At 46.0% G+C, this 18,828-nt stretch carries 12 protein-coding genes, 1 tRNA gene and 1 pseudogene; 5 read left to right on the top strand and 9 right to left on the bottom strand.

Annotation, left to right across the window (positions count from 1 at the left end; translation table 11 throughout):
* The first annotated feature begins 81 nt into the window (after nucleotides 1-81).
* On the top strand, nucleotides 82-1,959 hold the full coding sequence (treZ, locus tag RQN30_RS00655) for a malto-oligosyltrehalose trehalohydrolase (RefSeq protein WP_353060835.1): 1,878 nt from the start codon (nucleotides 82-84) through the stop codon (nucleotides 1,957-1,959).
* Between the two features lie 208 nt (nucleotides 1,960-2,167).
* On the opposite strand, the gene RQN30_RS00650 is transcribed toward treZ, so the two are convergent.
* Nucleotides 2,168-3,586 (bottom strand): alpha/beta hydrolase-fold protein, encoded by a 1,419-nt coding sequence (locus RQN30_RS00650; protein ID WP_353060834.1) that lies wholly within the window; start codon nucleotides 3,584-3,586, stop codon nucleotides 2,168-2,170.
* Between the two features lie 273 nt (nucleotides 3,587-3,859).
* Here RQN30_RS00650 and mprF point away from each other — a divergent pair, with 273 nt between their 5' ends.
* The 4 genes from mprF (at nucleotide 3,860) to RQN30_RS00630 (ending at nucleotide 8,569) form a co-directional block, all read left to right on the top strand.
* A complete protein-coding gene (mprF, locus tag RQN30_RS00645; RefSeq protein ID WP_353060833.1) occupies nucleotides 3,860-6,538 on the top strand; it encodes a bifunctional lysylphosphatidylglycerol flippase/synthetase MprF in 2,679 nt (892 codons plus the stop codon).
* Nucleotides 6,539-6,760: 222 nt separating this feature from the next.
* Complete coding sequence (locus RQN30_RS00640; protein ID WP_353060832.1) at nucleotides 6,761-7,360, top strand: DUF3000 domain-containing protein; 600 nt, start codon at nucleotides 6,761-6,763, stop codon at nucleotides 7,358-7,360.
* Nucleotides 7,326-8,312: an HRDC domain-containing protein gene (locus tag RQN30_RS00635; protein WP_353060831.1), complete on the top strand. Its 987-nt coding sequence runs from the start codon at nucleotides 7,326-7,328 to the stop codon at nucleotides 8,310-8,312. Before RQN30_RS00640 ends, RQN30_RS00635 begins: the two co-directional genes overlap by 35 nt.
* Nucleotides 8,198-8,569, top strand: a complete 372-nt coding sequence (locus RQN30_RS00630; protein WP_353061722.1) for a hypothetical protein — start codon at nucleotides 8,198-8,200, stop codon at nucleotides 8,567-8,569. Before RQN30_RS00635 ends, RQN30_RS00630 begins: the two co-directional genes overlap by 115 nt.
* Nucleotides 8,570-8,665: 96 nt before the next feature.
* On the opposite strand, the gene RQN30_RS00625 is transcribed toward RQN30_RS00630, so the two are convergent.
* The 8 genes and pseudogenes from RQN30_RS00625 to RQN30_RS00590 form a co-directional block, all read right to left on the bottom strand.
* Nucleotides 8,666-9,937 (bottom strand): transketolase C-terminal domain-containing protein, encoded by a 1,272-nt coding sequence (locus RQN30_RS00625; RefSeq protein WP_353060830.1) that lies wholly within the window; start codon nucleotides 9,935-9,937, stop codon nucleotides 8,666-8,668.
* The gene (locus RQN30_RS00620) at nucleotides 9,868-10,563 is read right to left on the bottom strand and encodes a 1-deoxy-D-xylulose-5-phosphate synthase N-terminal domain-containing protein (protein ID WP_353060829.1); all 696 of its coding nucleotides are present in this window, start codon (nucleotides 10,561-10,563) and stop codon (nucleotides 9,868-9,870) included. The genes RQN30_RS00625 and RQN30_RS00620 overlap by 70 nt, the downstream gene beginning before the upstream one ends.
* Nucleotides 10,564-10,762: 199 nt before the next feature.
* Complete coding sequence (gene acnA / locus RQN30_RS00615; RefSeq protein WP_353060828.1) at nucleotides 10,763-13,435, bottom strand: aconitate hydratase AcnA; 2,673 nt, start codon at nucleotides 13,433-13,435, stop codon at nucleotides 10,763-10,765.
* Between the two features lie 1,052 nt (nucleotides 13,436-14,487).
* Nucleotides 14,488-14,560 (bottom strand) — tRNA-Val (locus tag RQN30_RS00610).
* Nucleotides 14,561-14,825: 265 nt separating this feature from the next.
* On the bottom strand, nucleotides 14,826-15,182 hold the full coding sequence (locus RQN30_RS00605; RefSeq protein ID WP_353060827.1) for an ABC transporter permease: 357 nt from the start codon (nucleotides 15,180-15,182) through the stop codon (nucleotides 14,826-14,828).
* A gap of 83 nt (nucleotides 15,183-15,265) precedes the next feature.
* Nucleotides 15,266-15,916 (bottom strand): ABC transporter permease, encoded by a 651-nt coding sequence (locus tag RQN30_RS00600; RefSeq protein ID WP_353060826.1) that lies wholly within the window; start codon nucleotides 15,914-15,916, stop codon nucleotides 15,266-15,268.
* A 543-nt stretch (nucleotides 15,917-16,459) separates the two neighbouring features.
* Complete coding sequence (locus RQN30_RS00595; RefSeq protein ID WP_353060825.1) at nucleotides 16,460-16,603, bottom strand: hypothetical protein; 144 nt, start codon at nucleotides 16,601-16,603, stop codon at nucleotides 16,460-16,462.
* A gap of 425 nt (nucleotides 16,604-17,028) precedes the next feature.
* A pseudogene (locus RQN30_RS00590) lies at nucleotides 17,029-18,704 on the bottom strand (formate--tetrahydrofolate ligase).
* Nucleotides 18,705-18,828 lie beyond the last annotated feature (124 nt).

The following is an 18,828-nucleotide window of genomic DNA, read 5'->3' as shown; positions in this document are numbered from 1 at the left end:
TTTTTACAAGTAAATTATGATGAATCATGGCAACTCACGAAAGCTGAATAATAAGAAGAATAATAAGATATATCAGCGATTGTGACCGCAGATTTTGAAAATAAATATTTCCCGGAGAAACAAGTTAAGGATTATTTACTGATGCAGCAGTTTAAAGTTTGGGCGCCAAATGCGGAAAAGGTCAGCGCATACGTGCTAAAAAATGGGGTCAAATGTAAATCGGGATCAGAATTGACTGCATCTTTAACCGCGCAAATCATCAACTTAAAACCTGCTGCTGATGGGGTTTGGGTTACTGATGCGCCGGCACTGCATACAGGCGGTACAAAGTACTTTCTGCAAGTTGATGCCGGATTGCTTCTCCCAGATCCGCGTTCGCGGCGCCAGCCTGATGGGATTCATGGCCCCAGTGAAATCGTCGATTTTGCTGAATTTTTGTGGACTGATCAAGATTGGCATGCGGAAAAAGCAAACGGGAAAGTATTTTATGAATTGCATATCGGAACTTTCACACCGGAGGGTACTTTCCGCAGTGCGATTGACAAACTTGATTATCTTGTTGAATTAGGAGTAGAAGTAATTGAAATCATGCCGTTAAATCCGATTCCGGGAAACCGCGGCTGGGGTTATGACGGCGTTTCAATTATGGCAACTTTTGAACCGTACGGTTCTCCGGCAGATCTTGCTGCGTTAATCGACGCAATGCATGCACGCGGTTTGTATGCATGTTTGGATGTGGTTTACAACCATTTTGGTCCGGATGGAAATTATCTTGGTTTTTATGGTCCGTATTTAACAGATCGGCATCACACTCCGTGGGGTCAGGCAGTGAATCTGGATGGTCCGGGATCCGAACATGTGCGGCGGTACTTTATCGATAATATTTTGCAGTGGGCGCGTGATTTTCATTTTGACGTATTCCGGATGGACGCTGTTGATCAGCTGAAAGATGATTCGGAATACCATATTATTGCTGAAATTTCTGATGAGTTAGCGCGTTTAGGCACCGAACTTGGCAAACAGTTTACTCTTAGCACAGAATCTGATGCGAATAATATTCAAATGGTTACTCCCACAAATCAGGGCGGACGCGGTGCGGATATGCAGTGGGCTGACGATGTTCATCATGGTTTGCATGTTTGGCTGACCGGTGAAAAGAATGCCTACTATCGTGAATATCAGCACGACGGAACACTTGAAAAAGTTTTCACAAACGGTTTTTATCATGACGGTATTTGGAGCAGCTTTAATCGCAAGATTCGCGGTGCGAAAGTACCTGATAGTATCGACGGTCATTGTTTCATTGTTTGCGACGAAAACCATGACCAGGTTGGGAATCGGCTGGTTGGAGATCGCCCGGCAGCCACGCTCCCGCTTTCCGATCTTGCCATTTCACGTGCGCTCATTCTCCTTTCACCTTTTACCCCAATGCTTTTCATGGGTGAGGAATGGGCAACGAAGAATCCGTTCCCATTTTTTACTGATCATGGTGCAGAAATCGGTTCACAAATTTTGCAAGGCAGAATGAATGAGTTTGCCGACTGGGATTTTGCGAAAATTCGTGAAGCTTCCGGCGGAGTACTCGAAATGCCGGATCCGCAGGCGTTGAGCACATTTACATCCGCAAAACTGCCGTGGCAAGAACTTTCCCGAAACGAAAATCACGAATTTTTCAGCTTTGTGAAAGCTCTGATTAGCCTGCGAAAATCGGATCCGGAAATATTTAACGGCGACCGTGCCAATACTTCCGTGTCAGTCAATAATCGGCATGGCTGGATGAAACGCGGCAATATGGCAGTTGTTTTTGCACGCGACGATAATACTGAGTTTGTTTTGGATTTCGGATGTGAAGATCAGAATCCGAAATATGAAGTGCTGATTCAATGGGGTGCAGCTGAATTAGATAATCACGGGAAGAAAATTCGCTTTCGGCGTGCTGGAGTGGCAATCATTAAATAATGAGGAATTCAAAAGTGAAATCTTTTCAGCAGATCCTGCTGGTTTGCTTGCAGTATCTGCTGAAATACGGTTTAGTATCCGGAATCAATTTTTGTCCGAAATTAAATTTGCGGTTAGAAACCAAGCAGTTGGAAAATTGCCGAAAAATTGCTGAGATTCGAAATTGTACCCATCTTTTGATTTACGAGAAGTGCAGCTCCGCCGCCGATTAGGATGAGGGTAAATGCCGCGGCGCAGATTGCGGGAAAAACTCCGGAAAAAGCTGATAACGTTCAGTATCTGCAATATCCGAATCCTGTGTTGAATTTGCGTTTAATGCGGTATTTTTCTGTAAACGCGGGGGCGTAATATTTTTCTCCGAATCGTGTTTTACACCAGTTTTTTGTCTGAAGTAACGAATCAAAAATATGGTCCATAGTACACAGAAAATTATGTATGCAGTGTGGATGTGCCCGATTGTCACTTTTGATAACCAATTGTGTTCAGCTTCAAGACTGTGATCTATATTTTGCTGTAATTTTTTCGCTGCAGAAATTTTGGATGCAGGAGCAAACCATTTCAGCGCATCCGGAAAAGCTTTGTGCCAAGATTTCCAGTTGTGCGCGCCTGAATGGTAATACACATTTGTAATATCAACTTGAGAATTATCCACCTTTTCAATATTTCGTTTTAGTTCGAGCGCATCCCGGTCATTTCCTGCCGCAAAATTATAAATCCGCAAAGGGAGTCTTGTTTGCGCAATATTTTTACTGACGGTGTACTGCTGTTGAATATCAGGGTGCGACTTCGCTAACCTGCCAAGTTCCGGATTGTCGTATCCGGAAAGTATGATGGCGCTTCCGAATCGCTGCGGATATAATCCGGCGAGCAGTCCAGCACAATATGCTCCGGCTGAATTTCCGGAAATTGCCCAATCATTGCGATTTGCAGATACTGGAAAATTTGCTTTCACCATGTTTACTAAATCGTTTATCACATAGGAACCAACTTTTGGACGTCCGTCGATATCCGTACAGTCTGGCTCTTGATTATCTGGGCGAATTTCCGGAAATACCATTATTGTCGGGGCAACCTGATTTTGCGCAATAAGTTCGCTCAGCTGTTTATCTACGCCCAGATTATCCATTGTGAGCGGCGGATTACTTGGGAACCCATGCAAAAAGATAAGTACTTTCAGATTTTGGAGATTATTCCAACCGCGCGGCAGCCAAATGCGTACTGGCTGGGATATCCCTGAGCTGGGTCCGGTGAAAATCGTTTCCAGATATTGCCCGCCAAATTTAGTATTCGCAATATTTTTCAAATCAAGTTTATATTTGTTTGATTCCGGGTTATCGAAACTGAGTTCTTGAATTTCAATGTCTGGAACATGAACTTTTGCAAAATTAGCTGCCGCGGATGTACTTATCCCGATTAATGCCGGCAGCTCACTCCAAGATTTAATATATTCGCGGGCAATATTGATTTGAATTCCAGCCGCAGCTACACATAGCGCTGCGCTGAGCACTGCTGAAATCATAAATTTTATCCCGTATTTACGCCGATACATCAGGGCTGCAACCGCGAATAATCCCAACGCCGAAAGTAAAATTACCCAAAACAAAAAACGCGAAGTAGGTTGAAACATTTACATTATCTTTACAAATATCGAATCTGATTTTCCGAGCTGAAATGAATTCCTGCTAAGGGATAGATTAGTGCAGCGAATAAGGGAGAATCAGGGCCGCATTCATACCTGGGTCTGAAACTTTCCTTCCGCTTATCCATCCATCGTTTGAACAGTATATCGCAAGCACAAAATAGGCTGTATATATGAGCATAAATAAGCCTGAAATGGATTCTCCGGCAGATTCGAAAAACGGTTTGCAAAAAATATTGAATTTTTCAAAACTGAAAAGTTTTGCTTTCGCGCATAAAAAGTTTTACTGCGTCTTTTTACGTATTCATGCTTGCAGCGGTTAGTATTGCAGCTTACCGTGAACTGCGGAACATCTCACTATCACAGCTGCAGGAAATTTTTCATTCGCAGCAGCCGGCAATGGTAATCGGAATGTTTCTGCTTGGCTTAGCAGCTTTTCTCGCTACCGGTATTTATGATGTATTCGCACGCCGCCATTTCGGAATCGACATTCCGCCGCTGAAAGCATTAACTATTGGCTGCATTGCTCAGGCTTTTAATAATTTTGCCGGTCTTGGCGGGCTTACTGGCGGCGCATTGCGCACAAAACATTACACTTCGCGCGGAATTAATCCGAAAAATGCGCTTAACCTTACGCTGCTGATTTGGTTAGCAAATTTACTTGGACTATTTGTGCTCACAATCGCCACTATTGCATATGCGCACGAATATTTAGGAAAAGAAATAATTGTTGCAATCGTCGGAGTCGGATATATTGCGTTCTTTTTCTGCGGGCAAAAAATTCATTTTAAGCAGTTAGATTTCCGTCGTTCTTTCCTGTCGATACCAAATGCCCGGCAAAAAGGTGAATTACTTTTTGCATCCGTAGCCGATTGGCTTGCTGCAGCTCTTTTCTTCTGGTCATGCCTGCATCTGTTTGCGCCGGAATTAAATCTCGCATTCGCATTATTCGTATATTCTTTTTCCACGATTATCGGCTTGCTCTCTATGCTTCCAGCAGGTATTGGCGCATTTGACGTGACTGTAATTTCGATGCTTTCAGCAGCCGGATCTGATCCGTCGCATCTTGTTTTGGGAATTTTACTATTCCGGGTCGCCTACTATCTTGTACCTTGGCTTCTCGCAATTTTATTGAGCACGAATGAGTTTTTCACGAATCGAAATTCACTTACCGGAATTTACAACCGACGGAATGTTTTTCATTCGTTTCTTTGGATTGGCACCTGCTTCTGCGGTACTGTTCTGGTAGTTTCTGCTCTGACACCGGAAATTGTTGTGCGGGTATTGCGAATCAACGCAATAATTCCGCATTCTATTCAACGTGCTTCATCGCTTACTACGCTCAGCATTGGGATTGCGCTGCTGGTACTTTCAATTGGGATTCGTGCACGTGTAGCGCGAATCTATTCGGTATGCGTGTCGCTGCTGATTACCGGTGCAATTTCAGTCATGCTTTCCGGGCTGAATTATGAGGAAGCGATTCTGCTTTCAGTATTCGCAGTGCTCTTAATTCTGGCACGGGATAGTTTCCATGCTGAACCTTTTAAGCCGACGCCAATCCGGCTCGTGATTTCCGGGCTTCTCGTAATTGTTTTGCCGATCAGCATTGTGTTGATTCGTGAATTTGGATTTAACTCGAACACGATTTATCACCGAATTTCCACTTCAGGGAATTTAGCAAATACGGTTGCGATAAATACCGCAATATCGCTTGTGATTGTGTTTATGCTGATGTTTGCAAAGTCAAAAAAGCTCAGTTTTGAAACACCGAATGAAGCGCAAATTAATCGATTTGCAGATTTTTTGCTGCACCATCAAGGTTCTTCATACTCGTATCTATTCGCATTAGGTGATAAACAGGTTTTCTATAACCAGCAGGAAACCGTGGCTTTTCTTTATCGTCCGCATAAAGGTTCAATGCTTGTGCTCGGAGATCCGATTGGGGAAACGGAAGATTTTGCCGACGGATTTGCAGAACTGATTCAATTCGCAATTGCCCATGATATGAAGATTGCTTTCTATCAAGTCAGCGCAAAATATTTGGAAAACCTTGTCGAACATGGGATGCGCTTTATTAAAGTTGGTGAAGACGCTTCAATCCAGCTTGACGCATATTCAAATGTTGGCAATTCAGGGAAAATATATCGGCGAATGCGGAATCGGATGGTGCAAAACGGAACTCATTTTGAAATAATTTATCCGCCATTTGATTCGCAAACAATTCAGCAGCTGCGTGAAGTCTCCGATTCCTGGCTTGGCTCACGTGAAGAAATGGGATTTTCGCTCGGGTTTTTCTGTGCAGAATATCTTTCTGCCGGGCCGATTGGGGTGGTAAAGAGCAAAGACCGAATTGAGGGGTTTGCAAATATCGTTTTTATTGACAGTAACCGGGTGTCGTTTGATTTAATGCGTTTTCGTCCGGATTCTCCAGGCGGAACTATGGATGGCATAATGGTTTCCCTTATCGAGTGGGCGAAAGCACTTGGTTTCAAACAGTTGAATATTGGAATGGCGCCGCTTTCAAATGTGGGACGGCAGAAATATTCGCACGGTACTGAGAAAGTTGTGAAGTATGTTCATGACTTTGGAAATCAGATATACAATTTCCGCGGGATTCGCGCATACAAGGAAAAGTTCAAACCTGTTTGGGAGTCACGGTATTTAGTGTATCCCGCAACTCGCTGTTTGCCTGCTGTGCTGTTTGCACTTTTAGAAATAATTAATCGGCCGAAGAATCGGGAAACATATAAAGCGAAATATTTACGTGAATCTTTCGGGAAACGGCTCCGGCAGGATGTGATGCCGTATCTGACTAATAATGCAGATAATAAACAAAATGTAAATACTGCAAATCAGGAAGATAAAAAACAGATTTTTCAAAAACAAAATCAGCGGCTGCCAGAAAAACTGCAGCAGCCGGCAAATGCTGTAAAACTATAGAATTCAGAGTATGTTTCAGCTGCAGCTGAAGTTAAAAACACTGCAGCTGCAGCTGAAACATGCCGATCTGCTTAAATCGACAATAAAACATCTAACCGTCGCCGGCACTAAAATTACTGTAACGATTCGAAAACGCTTCGCAATATGTTGTCTGACTGTGAAATGCGTTTTTGAGCGGCGCGCCTTGTGGGATGATCCGAAACTCGTCGTTAAAGTCATCATGTGACTAATTTGGCGGATAATCTTGATTCTCCCCCTCAAGATTTTGTGACGGCTCTTGAATCGCTCAAGGGCCACGTTTTTCGACCGGAATTTCATCTCACCCAAATTCCGGCTCCAACTAGAATTGCGCCTTGGAGTGTCGCGCTGCAGGCGGAAATAAACGATTCATCCGATAAAGATCCGGCGTTTTATCGCGGCGACACAAAATTTGTAGTGCTTTTTGATCCTGCAGGGCAAAGTGCATGGAATGGTGAATTTCGAATAGTCTTACATGCCCGTGCACCGATGGACAGCGAAATGGGAGATGATCCGCTGCTTGGTGAAGTTGTCTGGTCTTGGCTGCATGAATCTCTTTCCGAAAAAGGTGCGTCTTTCCATTCACTGAACGGCACCACCACTCGGGTTTTTAACGAAACTTTCGGCGGACTCCAGCTAAATTCAGCACGAGTCGAATTTGAACTGCGCGCTTCTTGGAGTCCTGCGACACCATATCTGGGAGAACATTTACTTGCGTGGGCATATTTTGCGCAGCGTCTTACTGGCCTGCCGCCGATTGGCGAAAATATTGCCGTGCTTCCGCGGCGGGTGGAGCAAATTTGATATTCCAAAAAGAACTGAAATTACCCCATTAGACCAGCCAAGCGGCGGGATTCCTGAGGTGATTAATACAGATTTTTTCGACGCAGTGAAACGCATTTGTGCTGGCACCGGAGCATTTGCCGTCGATACTGAACGCGCTAATGGAATTCGTTATTCAAACCGTGCCTATCTTTTACAGATTAAACGGGAAAGTGATGAAATTTTTCTAATTGATCCGGTTGGAATTGAAAATCAGTTTCCGCAGCTTGCGCAAGTAATGCAGGGAGAATGGATTTTACATGCAGCCGATCAAGATTTACCATGCTTAGCTGAACTCGGTCTGGTACCGGAAAAGATTTTCGACACGAAAGTCGCTGCACTTTTACTCGGTTTCGAACATGTTTCATTACAAGCATTAACTGCACAAATATTGGGTTATGCTTTAGCAAAGGAACATTCAGCTGCGGATTGGTCGATGCGTCCGCTTTCACCTCAAATGCGTAATTATGCGGCACTGGATGTTGAACTTTTACATCCTTTAAAGGATGAACTAACAAAAATGCTCCGCAGCAGCGGACGCTATGAATGGTTTTTACAAGAGTGTGAAGAAATTCGGCTGCGGATACCGCCCGAACCAAAAAAGCAGCCGTGGAGAAAAACAGCAAATCGGGTGGAGATTGAAGACCGCCGCGCTTTGGCAATGTTGGAAAACATGTGGTGGGTTCGCGAAAATATCGCTAAGGAACGCGATATTGCCCCGTCTAGACTGATTAACTCAACAATTCTTGGAGAACTTGCAAGGCGTAAACCGCGCTCACGAGCTGATGTAGTACGTTCGCCGCTGCTGCGGCGAAAAATCTGCGCGAATTCGGCACCCCTTTATGGACGGCAATTGCGCAGGCTTGGAAAACACCGCAAGAGAATTTACCGGAACGCTCATATTCTGAAAATCGGAAAACGATTCCATATCTGAATAAATGGACATCACAGAATCCCACAGGATTTATCCGCTGGCAAACGCTTCGCAGCGCAATTTTTGCACATGCCGCGGAATTAGGAATCCGGCAAGATATTTTACTCAAACCAAAACTGCAGAAAAAGATTGCATGGGAGGGATGGGAATCACCAGCTGAACTGCACACAAAACTCGCGCAATGGGGAGCTCGGCCGTGGCAGATTGCGCAATGTATGCCGGTAATAATTCAGGCGGGGAAACACTTATCAGAGTAAAAGATTTAAAGCGCAACGAGTTAGCTTGAAAGCAGGATTAATGTTTCTGCCGCGATACACAGGAACGCTGATTCTATTTATTTGATTCAAAACCCGCTATAGTGCATTGTTCCGGCGTACTGCAGCCGCCTGAATCGCCGCAGCAATAGATTCCGGATCAAGCTGCTGCTGCTGCAGAATATTGTTTCGTGTATCATGCTTCAGGAATTCTTTGCGTATTCCCAAACAGGTAATTGGGGTATCGCTTCCGCTGCGGCAAAGTTTAAGCGCAATCTCAGATCCGATACCGCCATCGGTAATCCCGTCTTCGACCGTGACGACGGCTTTCGCTTTCTGCGCGATTACCAGCAAATCATTAGAAATCGGGAGTGCCCAGCGCGGATCAACCACAGTCACAGGGCACTGCGGGATAAGACTCTTTGCCGCAGCGACAGCATTATGCGCCATCGCCCCAATTGCGATTACAAGTACTGTGTCTTCGATGGTATCGCTGGAACGATAGAGTATATCTACATCGCCGAATCGTGAAAGCTGCGGCAAATCTGCAGGGACTGCACCTTTCGGATAGCGAATCAGTGCCGGAGCTGCAAGCGCAATTGATTGTGCAAGTAATTCACGCAGCCGTGTGCCGTCGCGCGGTACAGCTGTATGCAAACCAGGGATCATTGCGGCGATTGCTAAGTCCCACATCCCGTTATGCGATGCGCCGTCGTCGCCGGTAATACCTGAACGATCGAGACATATTGTGACAGGTTCGCGGTGTAAGGCAACGTCCATCAGGAGCTGATCGAATGCGCGATTCATAAAGGTAGCATAAAGTGCGAGCACAGGCCGGTATCCGGCGTGTGCAAGACCTGCCGCCATTGTCATTGCATGCTGTTCAGCGATTCCAGCATCAATGACCCGCCGCGGAAATTCACGATACATTGGCTCAAGACCAACCGGGTACATCATCGCTGCAGTGATTCCGATAATCCGGTCATCTTTGCGGGCGAGTTTCACAATTTCATCAGCGAATACTTTTGTCCATCCGAAACGCGACTGCACAACCGGCAGCCCGGTTTCCGGATGTATTATCCCAACAGCGTGGAAATGATCTTCTTTGTTTTCTTCGGCGGGCCGATATCCGCGGCCTTTTTCGGTTATCGCATGTACAACTACCGGACCGCCGTATTTTTTTGCCATTTTCAAGGCTTCTGTAAGCTGTAAGATATTATGGCCGTTCACCGGACCGAGATATTTTAATCCCAGAGAATCGAAAATCCCGGCGTCAAAAAGTACATCTTTTACACCGCGCTTTAGCCCATGAAGTGCGTCATAAGCGAATTTCCCGGGATTTCCGGCATTTTGCAGCTGTGCTTTCCCCATTCAAGAAAATCTTCGTATTTCTTATTCACTCGGAGATTGTCTAGTTTTCGTGCCACGTCAAGGCGCCGCACAAATCCGCCGACGGTTGGAGAATATGACCTCCCGTTATCGTTGACGATAATCACTAACGGACGGTCTTGATCTTCAGCAATATTGTTTAGCGCTTCCCAAGCCATTCCGCCGGTAAGCGCGCCGTCGCCGATAATTGCCACCACACATGAATCATCATTCGCAAGCTGCTTTCCGCGCGCGATTCCATCCGCCCAGGAAAGTGCAGTGGTCGCATGTGAATTTTCAACTACGTCATGTTCAGATTCTGCCCGTGAAGGGTAACCGGAAAGCCCTCCGCGGTGACGCAGGTGCGAAAAATCTTTTCTTCCGGTAAGAATTTTGTGTACGTATGTTTGGTGCCCGGTGTCAAATATCAGCACGTCACGGGGTGAATCAAAGACGCGGTGCAGTGCGATTGTAAGTTCCACTACTCCGAGATTCGGCCCGAGGTGGCCGCCTGTTTTCGCTACGTTTGTAATCAGGAATTCACGGATTTCTGCAGCTAATATCGGCAGCTGCGATTCTGGTAATCGTTTCAAATCTGCCGGTCCGGCAATCGAGCTTAGAATGCTCATATCAGCGCCTCACTCATGAATCTAAATTTTTGCCGTAGCAATCAAAGTGCTATCGAAAACAACTACCCTATTCTAGCCAATTCGCCGCAAAGTTTTCATATCTGCAGCAGCACAGGCGCTGCAGACGGCAGGGCGTAACCGCACCTGCCGTCAGTTTTAATTTTTAAATATGTATTTTTTGTTAACTCTGCGGTGTAATTTATTTGGCAAGTTCACGCAAAACATACTGCAGGATTCCGCCGTTGCGGAAGTAGTCTGCTTCACCTGGGGTATCGATTCGCACATCAGCATTGAACTCGATTAGTGTTCCGTCAGCTTTGATTGCGCTCACCTTCACCGTCTTTGGAGTTACACCTTCATTCAGTGCAGTAATCCCGGAGATTGCAAATGTTTCAGTGCCGTCGATTCCGAGCGAGTCGGCGCTTTTCCCGGCCGGGAATTGCAGCGGAAGTACGCCCATCCCGATTAGATTCGAGCGGTGAATCCGTTCAAATGATTCACTGATTACCGCTTTCACTCCAAGGAGTGCCGTGCCTTTGGCTGCCCAGTCACGCGACGATCCGGAACCGTATTCTTTTCCGCCGAGCACTACAAGCGGGATTCCAGCTTCCTGATAGGATTGGGCGGCATCGAAAATTGTTTCCTGTTCTCCGTTCAGGAAATTCTTCGTATATCCGCCCTCTACCCCGTCGAGCAGCTGGTTCTTTAAGCGAATATTGGCGAAAGTACCGCGAATCATTACTTCGTGATTTCCGCGGCGCGAACCGTAAGAATTGAAATTTTTTCGGTCTACACCGTGCTCCTGCAGGTAGCGTCCCGCAGGCGAATCCGGCTTAATTGCTCCGGCTGGGGAGATGTGGTCAGTGGTCACTGAGTCGCCAAGTTTCGCAAGCACCCGTGCACCTGCAATATCTGTAACTGGCGTTAGTTCCATCGTTAAGCCGTCGAAATAGGTTGGTTTGCGAATGTAGGTAGATTCTTTATTCCAGGTAAAGGTTTCGCCTTGCGGGGTTTCGAGTGCCTGCCAGCGTTCATCGCCTGCGAATACTGACGCATAGTTGCGGGTAAACATTTGTGAGTCAATAGTTGTATCAATTGTTGCCTGCACTTCGCTTGGATCTGGCCAGATGTCTTTTAAGAATACGTCATTGCCGGCTTGATCTTTCCCAAGCGGTTCAGTGCCGAAGTCGAAATTCATTGTTCCTGCCAGCGCGTATGCAATTACGAGCGGAGGTGAAGCAAGATAGTTCATCTTCACATCCGGGTTGATTCGTCCTTCAAAGTTCCGGTTTCCGGAGAGCACCGAGACGACGGTTAGGTCATTTTCGGTCACTGCTTGTGAGACTGCGGCCGGGAGCGGACCAGAATTTCCGATACAGGTGGCGCATCCGTATCCGACGAGGTTAAATCCGAGAGCTTCGAGTGCCGGCCATAGTCCGGCTTTTTCATAGTAGTCAGTGACGACCTTTGATCCGGGAGCCATTGAGGTTTTCACCCACGGCTTCGATTTCAGCCCTTTAGCGACGGCATTCTTCGCCAAGATTGCAGCTGCAAGCATTACCGATGGGTTCGACGTATTCGTGCAGGAAGTAATTGCGGCAATTACGACGTCGCCATTTTCAAGTTTTGTATTCGTGCCGTCGGCAAGAGTTAAATTGACTGCATCTGCTGCTGCCGTTTGTGCGAGGTAGTCTGGCAGCGTCTGTGCAAAAGATTCTTTCGCTGCAGAAAGTTCGATTCTGTCTTGCGGCCGTTTCGGACCGGCGATAGATGGAACGACGGTAGACAGGTTAAGTTCCAAATATTCGGAATATTCAGCTTCACGCGACGGGTTGTGCCAGAGTCCTTGCGCTTTTGCGTATGCTTCAACAAGTGCGATTCGATTCTTATCCCGCCCGGTGAGACGTAAATATTCAAGTGTCACTTCGTCGATTGGGAAGATTGCTGCAGTGGAACCGAATTCTGGGCTCATATTGCCGATGGTTGCGCGGTTTGCCAGCGGAACTTGGGATACGCCTTCACCATAGAATTCAACAAATTTGCCTACTACCCCATGTTCACGAAGTTTTTGCGTGATGGTTAGAACTACGTCTGTTGCGGTAGCTCCTGTGGGGATTTCTCCAGTGAGTTTGAAACCGACTACGCGCGGAATCAGCATTGAAACCGGCTGCCCGAGCATTGCTGCTTCTGCTTCGATTCCGCCCACACCCCAGCCGAGCACGCCCAGCCCGTTTACCATCGTGGTATGTGAATCGGTTCCGACACAAGTATCTGGGTAGACGAAAGTTTCGCCGCCGCTATCGCGGGTCATTGCCACTCTCGCCAGATATTCAATGTTTACTTGGTGCACGATTCCGGTTCCGGGCGGAACAACTTTGAAATTTTGGAAAGCGCCTTGGCCCCAGCGTAAGAACTGATAGCGTTCGCCATTACGCTGATATTCGATATCCATATTGAGGGTGAGTGCGTCGCTGCGCCCAAAGACATCAATTTGCACTGAATGGTCAATCACCATTTCTGCCGGGTTGAGCGGATTTATTTTATCCGGATTACCGCCAAGTTCTGCCATTGCTTCACGCATCGTGGCAAGATCGACCACACATGGCACGCCAGTAAAATCTTGCATTACTACGCGCGCCGGAGTGAATTGAATTTCTTGACTTGGCGCAGCTTTTGCATCCCAACTTGCGAGAGCTGCAATATGAGCGGATGTCACATTTGCCCCGTCTTCAGTACGCAGCAAATTCTCTGCAAGCACTTTCAGTGAGTACGGTAATTTTTCTAATCCCGGAACTGCCGACAGGCTGAACATCGTATAGGTTTGCCCGCCTACTTGCAGGGTTTGCTTTGCGTTAAAGCTGTTTTTACTCATGTTGAAGCTCCTCACATTTGTCTAATTCATGCGATCCGGCGATGTGATTTATCCGATTGGCAGACCTGCAATTTTCCGATTTCCGGTTTTATTTTTTATTTGAACATCTAAACATTCAAATAACTAAATTCCTGATTCGTTCCGGAAAGCTCGTTTCAATCATAACACTTATCTTGATATCGAGAGACTTATTTTGAGCTGTAATTCGGCTATTTACGAAAGGAAATGGGTGCGAATTAGCAACAGTATGCTCATTGCCGACGGACGCGGTCCTGCAGCTCGAAAATGTGCAGCGCATTTTAGCTGGGTCCAATTTAACTGGTTCTAAACGGTATTTTTACATAGCGGTCAGGCTTAATCTCTGCAAAAACCGCTTTCCACCCGAATAAACACCAGCTTTACTGCACCAACACAAATATCCAATCCGCAGCACCGCACAATCAGATAGTGAGGACCAATTCTAGTTACGTAACTAGCGGCAGGAACTCATTTCCGTCACGTAAGTGATGACGGGAAGCGGAAAATTTTACGTAAGTGGTAGCAAGAACTTAGGCTAGGATTTTTGCCGTCGAAAGCATTTGCATTATCGCAGTTCACAAGCTCGCGATAACGACGGCACTCCCGCCGGAAATCAAAACCACTGATTTCGCCACCAGTTACGTAACCATACAGCACATTTCGCCACCAGTTACGTGAATTCGCAGAGATCCCGCCGCATCAATGAAAAACATCAAAACCATAAATAACCATTGTCCGCTAGCCCGCATAACGCCCAAAATTTCATATCCGCGGCGGCGAGAACAATGTTTTTAACATAACCGACGGCATAATCCCCGCGTTCCTCCAGCAAATCACCCAACTTGCGAACTGAGATGACCGCAGATTTCCGGCACCGCCGCTGAAAACACAAATTTCTCCAAGTACTTTCAGCTCCCCTCCCCAAAAAACAGGTAGGAAGCGGACAAAAAGTGAAAATCACCAGCACTCTGCAATATCTTGCAGCTTCCGGCAAATAAAATGCGGGGCTGCTGACTGGCGCCCCGCTGATTTTGTGGACCCTACCGGACTCGAACCGATGACCCTCTCGGTGTAAACGAGATGCTCTACCAACTGAGCTAAGAGTCCGCGGAAAACTTTATCCGATAAATCAGATTTTGCCAAATTGACGCTCTTTGTAAGGCATAATACAAAGCGAAAAAGAGCCATGAAAATTCCAGAACGCAGGCACGCATGCAAGAGTTAAATTAAGGCAGTAAATCCAGACATTCCGGCAGGCTTCCATTGCAGTAATTACAGTCACTAAAGTTGGAATAGTGCAGAATATGCTCCCCTCTCCTGCCTAATCAGTCTTATCCGCGCATAATATTTGCGATTGGTACTTGCATCGCTTTTATTGCCGGGGATAAAGATCCGATAAATGCAGCAATATTCCCAGCGCACATCCCAATAACTGCTGCTCCAACAGGAAACTGGGTAAAGTATCTGTCATTCCAAACAGATTGAGTGTTACTGGAAGTGAAAAGTACGCTATCACCACCCCAATAGTTCCTGCAAGTATCGCAGTGATTTGTACTTCAAGCAGCATTATGGCGGCAATTTGATACTTCTTCATTCCAAAAGATCGCCGCAGCGATAATTCGTCCGCTCTTTCATTCAGTGTCGAAAGACCTATGTTCAACATTCCAATAGCGGATACTGCAAGCGACAAAATAGATATTCCAATAAAAACAACTGCAGTAGTATCCAATTCTGATTGGAGAGTACCTAACGTATCTATTCGTATGATTTCCGTAAAATTTTCTTGTTTATCAGCTATCGCAGCAATTTATGTTAACCCCATTTTAAGATTTTCAGTTGAAACTCCCGGAATACGCACAAGCATCGAGAAAATATCGTTATCTGAAAAAAATTCCATTTACCGTCTTGATTGCAGTCAACATATGCAATTGCGTTAATTTCCCCGTCATCCACAATACCCTGCACGACAGCATTAGATATTTCTCCCTGAGATCCCCACCCAAACTTCCATTGTGTATCTGAGCTATGAAATAGATTTGCAGCTACCGAATTCAATACTATTCTAGGCGCAAGATATGACCGATTTGATTCAAACCACGCACCAGAAAGAACTTTGAAAGGACGAATCCGGGTTATGCTCGGCTCAACGAATATAACTTCTACAGTCGGCTGAGCGATATTGTTTGAAAACAAACGCATTTCAGACGGTTTAAATACTAGAGACGTTCTCGCTTCATTGCCGTACCGAGAGTGAACTTTAGATACCCAAAAATTGGCATTTTCTTCCCGGTTTGATGAGAGACTGAATTGCACAGTAGAAGTAATCGAAGGACCTCCGGTTAGGATTGCTTTTCGAGTGATAGTTTCATTTATAACTTCTTGTGCTGAGGCAACAGATGTCAGTGCAACGATTCCAAGCAGCAGACTAATAGCAGTTAAAATACTGCGAACGCGATGCCGCAATGCCGCAATGCCGCCACTGTTGCGATATAAAGTAACCTGCAGGTAACGAATAAGGAAATTCTCTGACTGCAGTTTCGTATCCTTGCTGGGTGGCAGCTAAATCCATAAATTCACCACTGCCGGATCCTCCCCGATTAACTGAACACGAAATTAAACAAAACAGAGCCAACACAGTTACGAATGCGGACAAAATTTACGCATTAATTCCCTTTCTTAGAATAAGAACTTGTAAGGCGGGTGTTTCAACAGCAAGTAGAAGACACCCGCCAAATTCATTTAGAGAGATAGTATCCCAACCCAGTAATTGTCTGCTCCAGACCTCGATCCCATTCTTCCATTAAGCGCATAAGAGCCTGCAGGAATAGTCGTGCTTCCGGTTGATTTCATCGTAAATGGCGCGTCACCACCACTGCCGTTATATTGATTTGAGTTTGTCACTTGATTCCCGTATAAGTCACGCAAACCGAATCTAGAGTAGGTCCCGACATTATTCGTAACCTTAAGAGCGGCATCACCTGCAATATGCGGACGGAAAGTCGAATATTAAATTAAGTGCCCGCCAGTATCAAGATATCCATCCACACTGTATGTAGTTGCGTGAGCAACCCCGGGAAGGAACAATGCAAAAACGAGAGTAGCTGCTGCAGACATTGCCGCCAGCTTTGGGTTCTTGTTGTTTGTTTTCATCACGTACCCTTTCGAATTTTGGTGAATTGATATAGGAAGGAAAACCCTTCCAACTTGATTGCACAGTGATTCAATTAACAAAGTTAGCAGTTTTTAAATATCTACTTGTGCCGTAAGCCACTTCCGCTGCTATTTGTTTGTTAAAGCTGACGATTCTTTCTTAATACAAACTTCCTCACCCCGCCCGTCCAGTCAAATTCAATATATTTCTGAAAATTTACGAGAACATATTTGGACGGAAAGTGTCTCAAGAAAGGATTAATCCTGACCGCCCTTTTCGAGACACTCCGGAACCCGCCCTCCCCAAAAAGTTCAGCACTGCCGGCATACAAGTACCGCCAATGTCCCAGCGCCGTAAAAACCGCTGAAGTTAACTGCAAAAACTACCGTGAAGCACACCAAAAATTACGTACCGAAATCAAGCTTTAAAACAGCCCAAGAATCTTCCCGTCGGCACAAACATCAATCTGATTTGCTGCAGGCACTTTCGGCAGCCCCGGCATTGTCAGCAAAGTACCAACGTACGCCACAATAAATCCAGCACCCGCATTTACTTTCACATTCCGCACGCGAATCTGAAAATCACTCGGCGCACCAAGCAGTTTTGCGTCATCAGAAAAACTGTACTGTGTTTTCGCCACACAGACAGGTAAATTACCAAAACCGAGTGCTTCCAGCTGGGAAATTTCCCGGCGCGCCGCTGCTTCCAGCTCTACCCCAGCTCCGCCATAAACACGCTGCACAAGCTGATTTAGCTTTGTTTCGATTGAATCTTCCAAATCATAGGCGAAATTTAATTCAGCTGATTCGTTTTCGCATAGCCGGACAACTTCGCGGGCAAGTTCCACACCGCCGGATCCGCCCTTTGCCCAAACATCTGAACGCACGAGCTGCACCCCAAGTTTTGCACATTCCTTTGTTGCAAGCGCAATTTCTGCTTCAGTGTCGGTTGGAAATACGTTCAAAGCAACAGCTGTGGGAAGCCCAAATACTTCACGCATATTTTCAATATGCCGCAAAAGATTCGGCAAACCCGCACTAAGCGCTGCCAGATTTTCTGCTGCAAGCTCTGTTTTGGCTGCGCCCCCATGCATTTTCAACGCACGGATTGTGCCGACTACCACTGCACAATCCGGCTTTGTACCAGTAAGCCGGCATTTAATATCAATAAACTTTTCACCGCCAAGATCAGCCCCGAAACCAGCTTCCGTAATAGTGTAATCACCGAGGGAACGCGCCATATTCGTAGCCATAATCGAATTACATCCGTGCGCGATATTTGCGAAAGGTCCGCCGTGGATAATTACTGGAGTGCCTTCAAGGGTCTGTACCAGATTTGGTTTCAGCGCGTCTTTCAAAAGTGCCGTCATTGCTCCGGCAGCTTGTAAATCGCCGGCAGTTACCGGATCACGGTCATAATTGTAGGCGACGATTATTTTTGCAAGGCGTTCTTTCAAATCAGAAAGCGAGGTTGCCAAACAGAAGATTGCCATTACTTCAGTGGCGACGGTGATTTCAAAACCGTCTTCACGCACATTACCGTCGGTAACTTTCCCAAGTCCGCCGACGATATTGCGCAGCTGCCGGTCGTTCATATCAACACAGCGTTTCAAAATTACCCGCTTCGGGTCGATTCGCAGCTTATTTCCCTGATAAATATGGTTATCCAACATTGCACAAAGCAGATTATTTGCTGCCCCGATTGCATGGAAATCGCCGGTGAAATGCAGGTTAATATCTTCCATTGGAATCACTTGCGCATATCCGCCGCCGCAAGCCCCGCCTTTCATCCCAAATACCGGACCGAGCGACGGCTCACGCAAGGCTACGCAGACTTTTTCCCAATCCGGGAAAGCCCGTCGGCAAGCCCGATTGTGGTGGTAGTTTTCCCTTCTCCCGCTGGTGTAGGCGACATCGCACTTACAAGTACGAGTTTATTTTTCGCAATTTTATTTTCATCAATTAAGGCAAAATCAAGTTTTGCTTTGTAATGCCCGTGAGGTTCGATCTGCGCACCCGCCGCACCTAATTTTGCCGCAATTTCTCCGATTGGTTTTGGCGCTGCCTGCTGTGCAATTTCAATATCGGAAAGAAAAGCCATATTATTTATCCTCTTGTCCTTTTCTGCTCTCTTTAATTTCGATTCACAGATTTCGCTTACCGTATTAATAGCTGTAAAAATCCGCAGATTTGTTAATTCCGCTGGTTTATTCTTGATAAAATTA

Source organism: Arcanobacterium hippocoleae, from assembly GCF_040360365.1.
GTDB classification, from domain to species: domain Bacteria; phylum Actinomycetota; class Actinomycetes; order Actinomycetales; family Actinomycetaceae; genus Arcanobacterium_A; species Arcanobacterium_A hippocoleae_A.
This window is presented reverse-complemented; position numbering and strand designations above follow the sequence as displayed.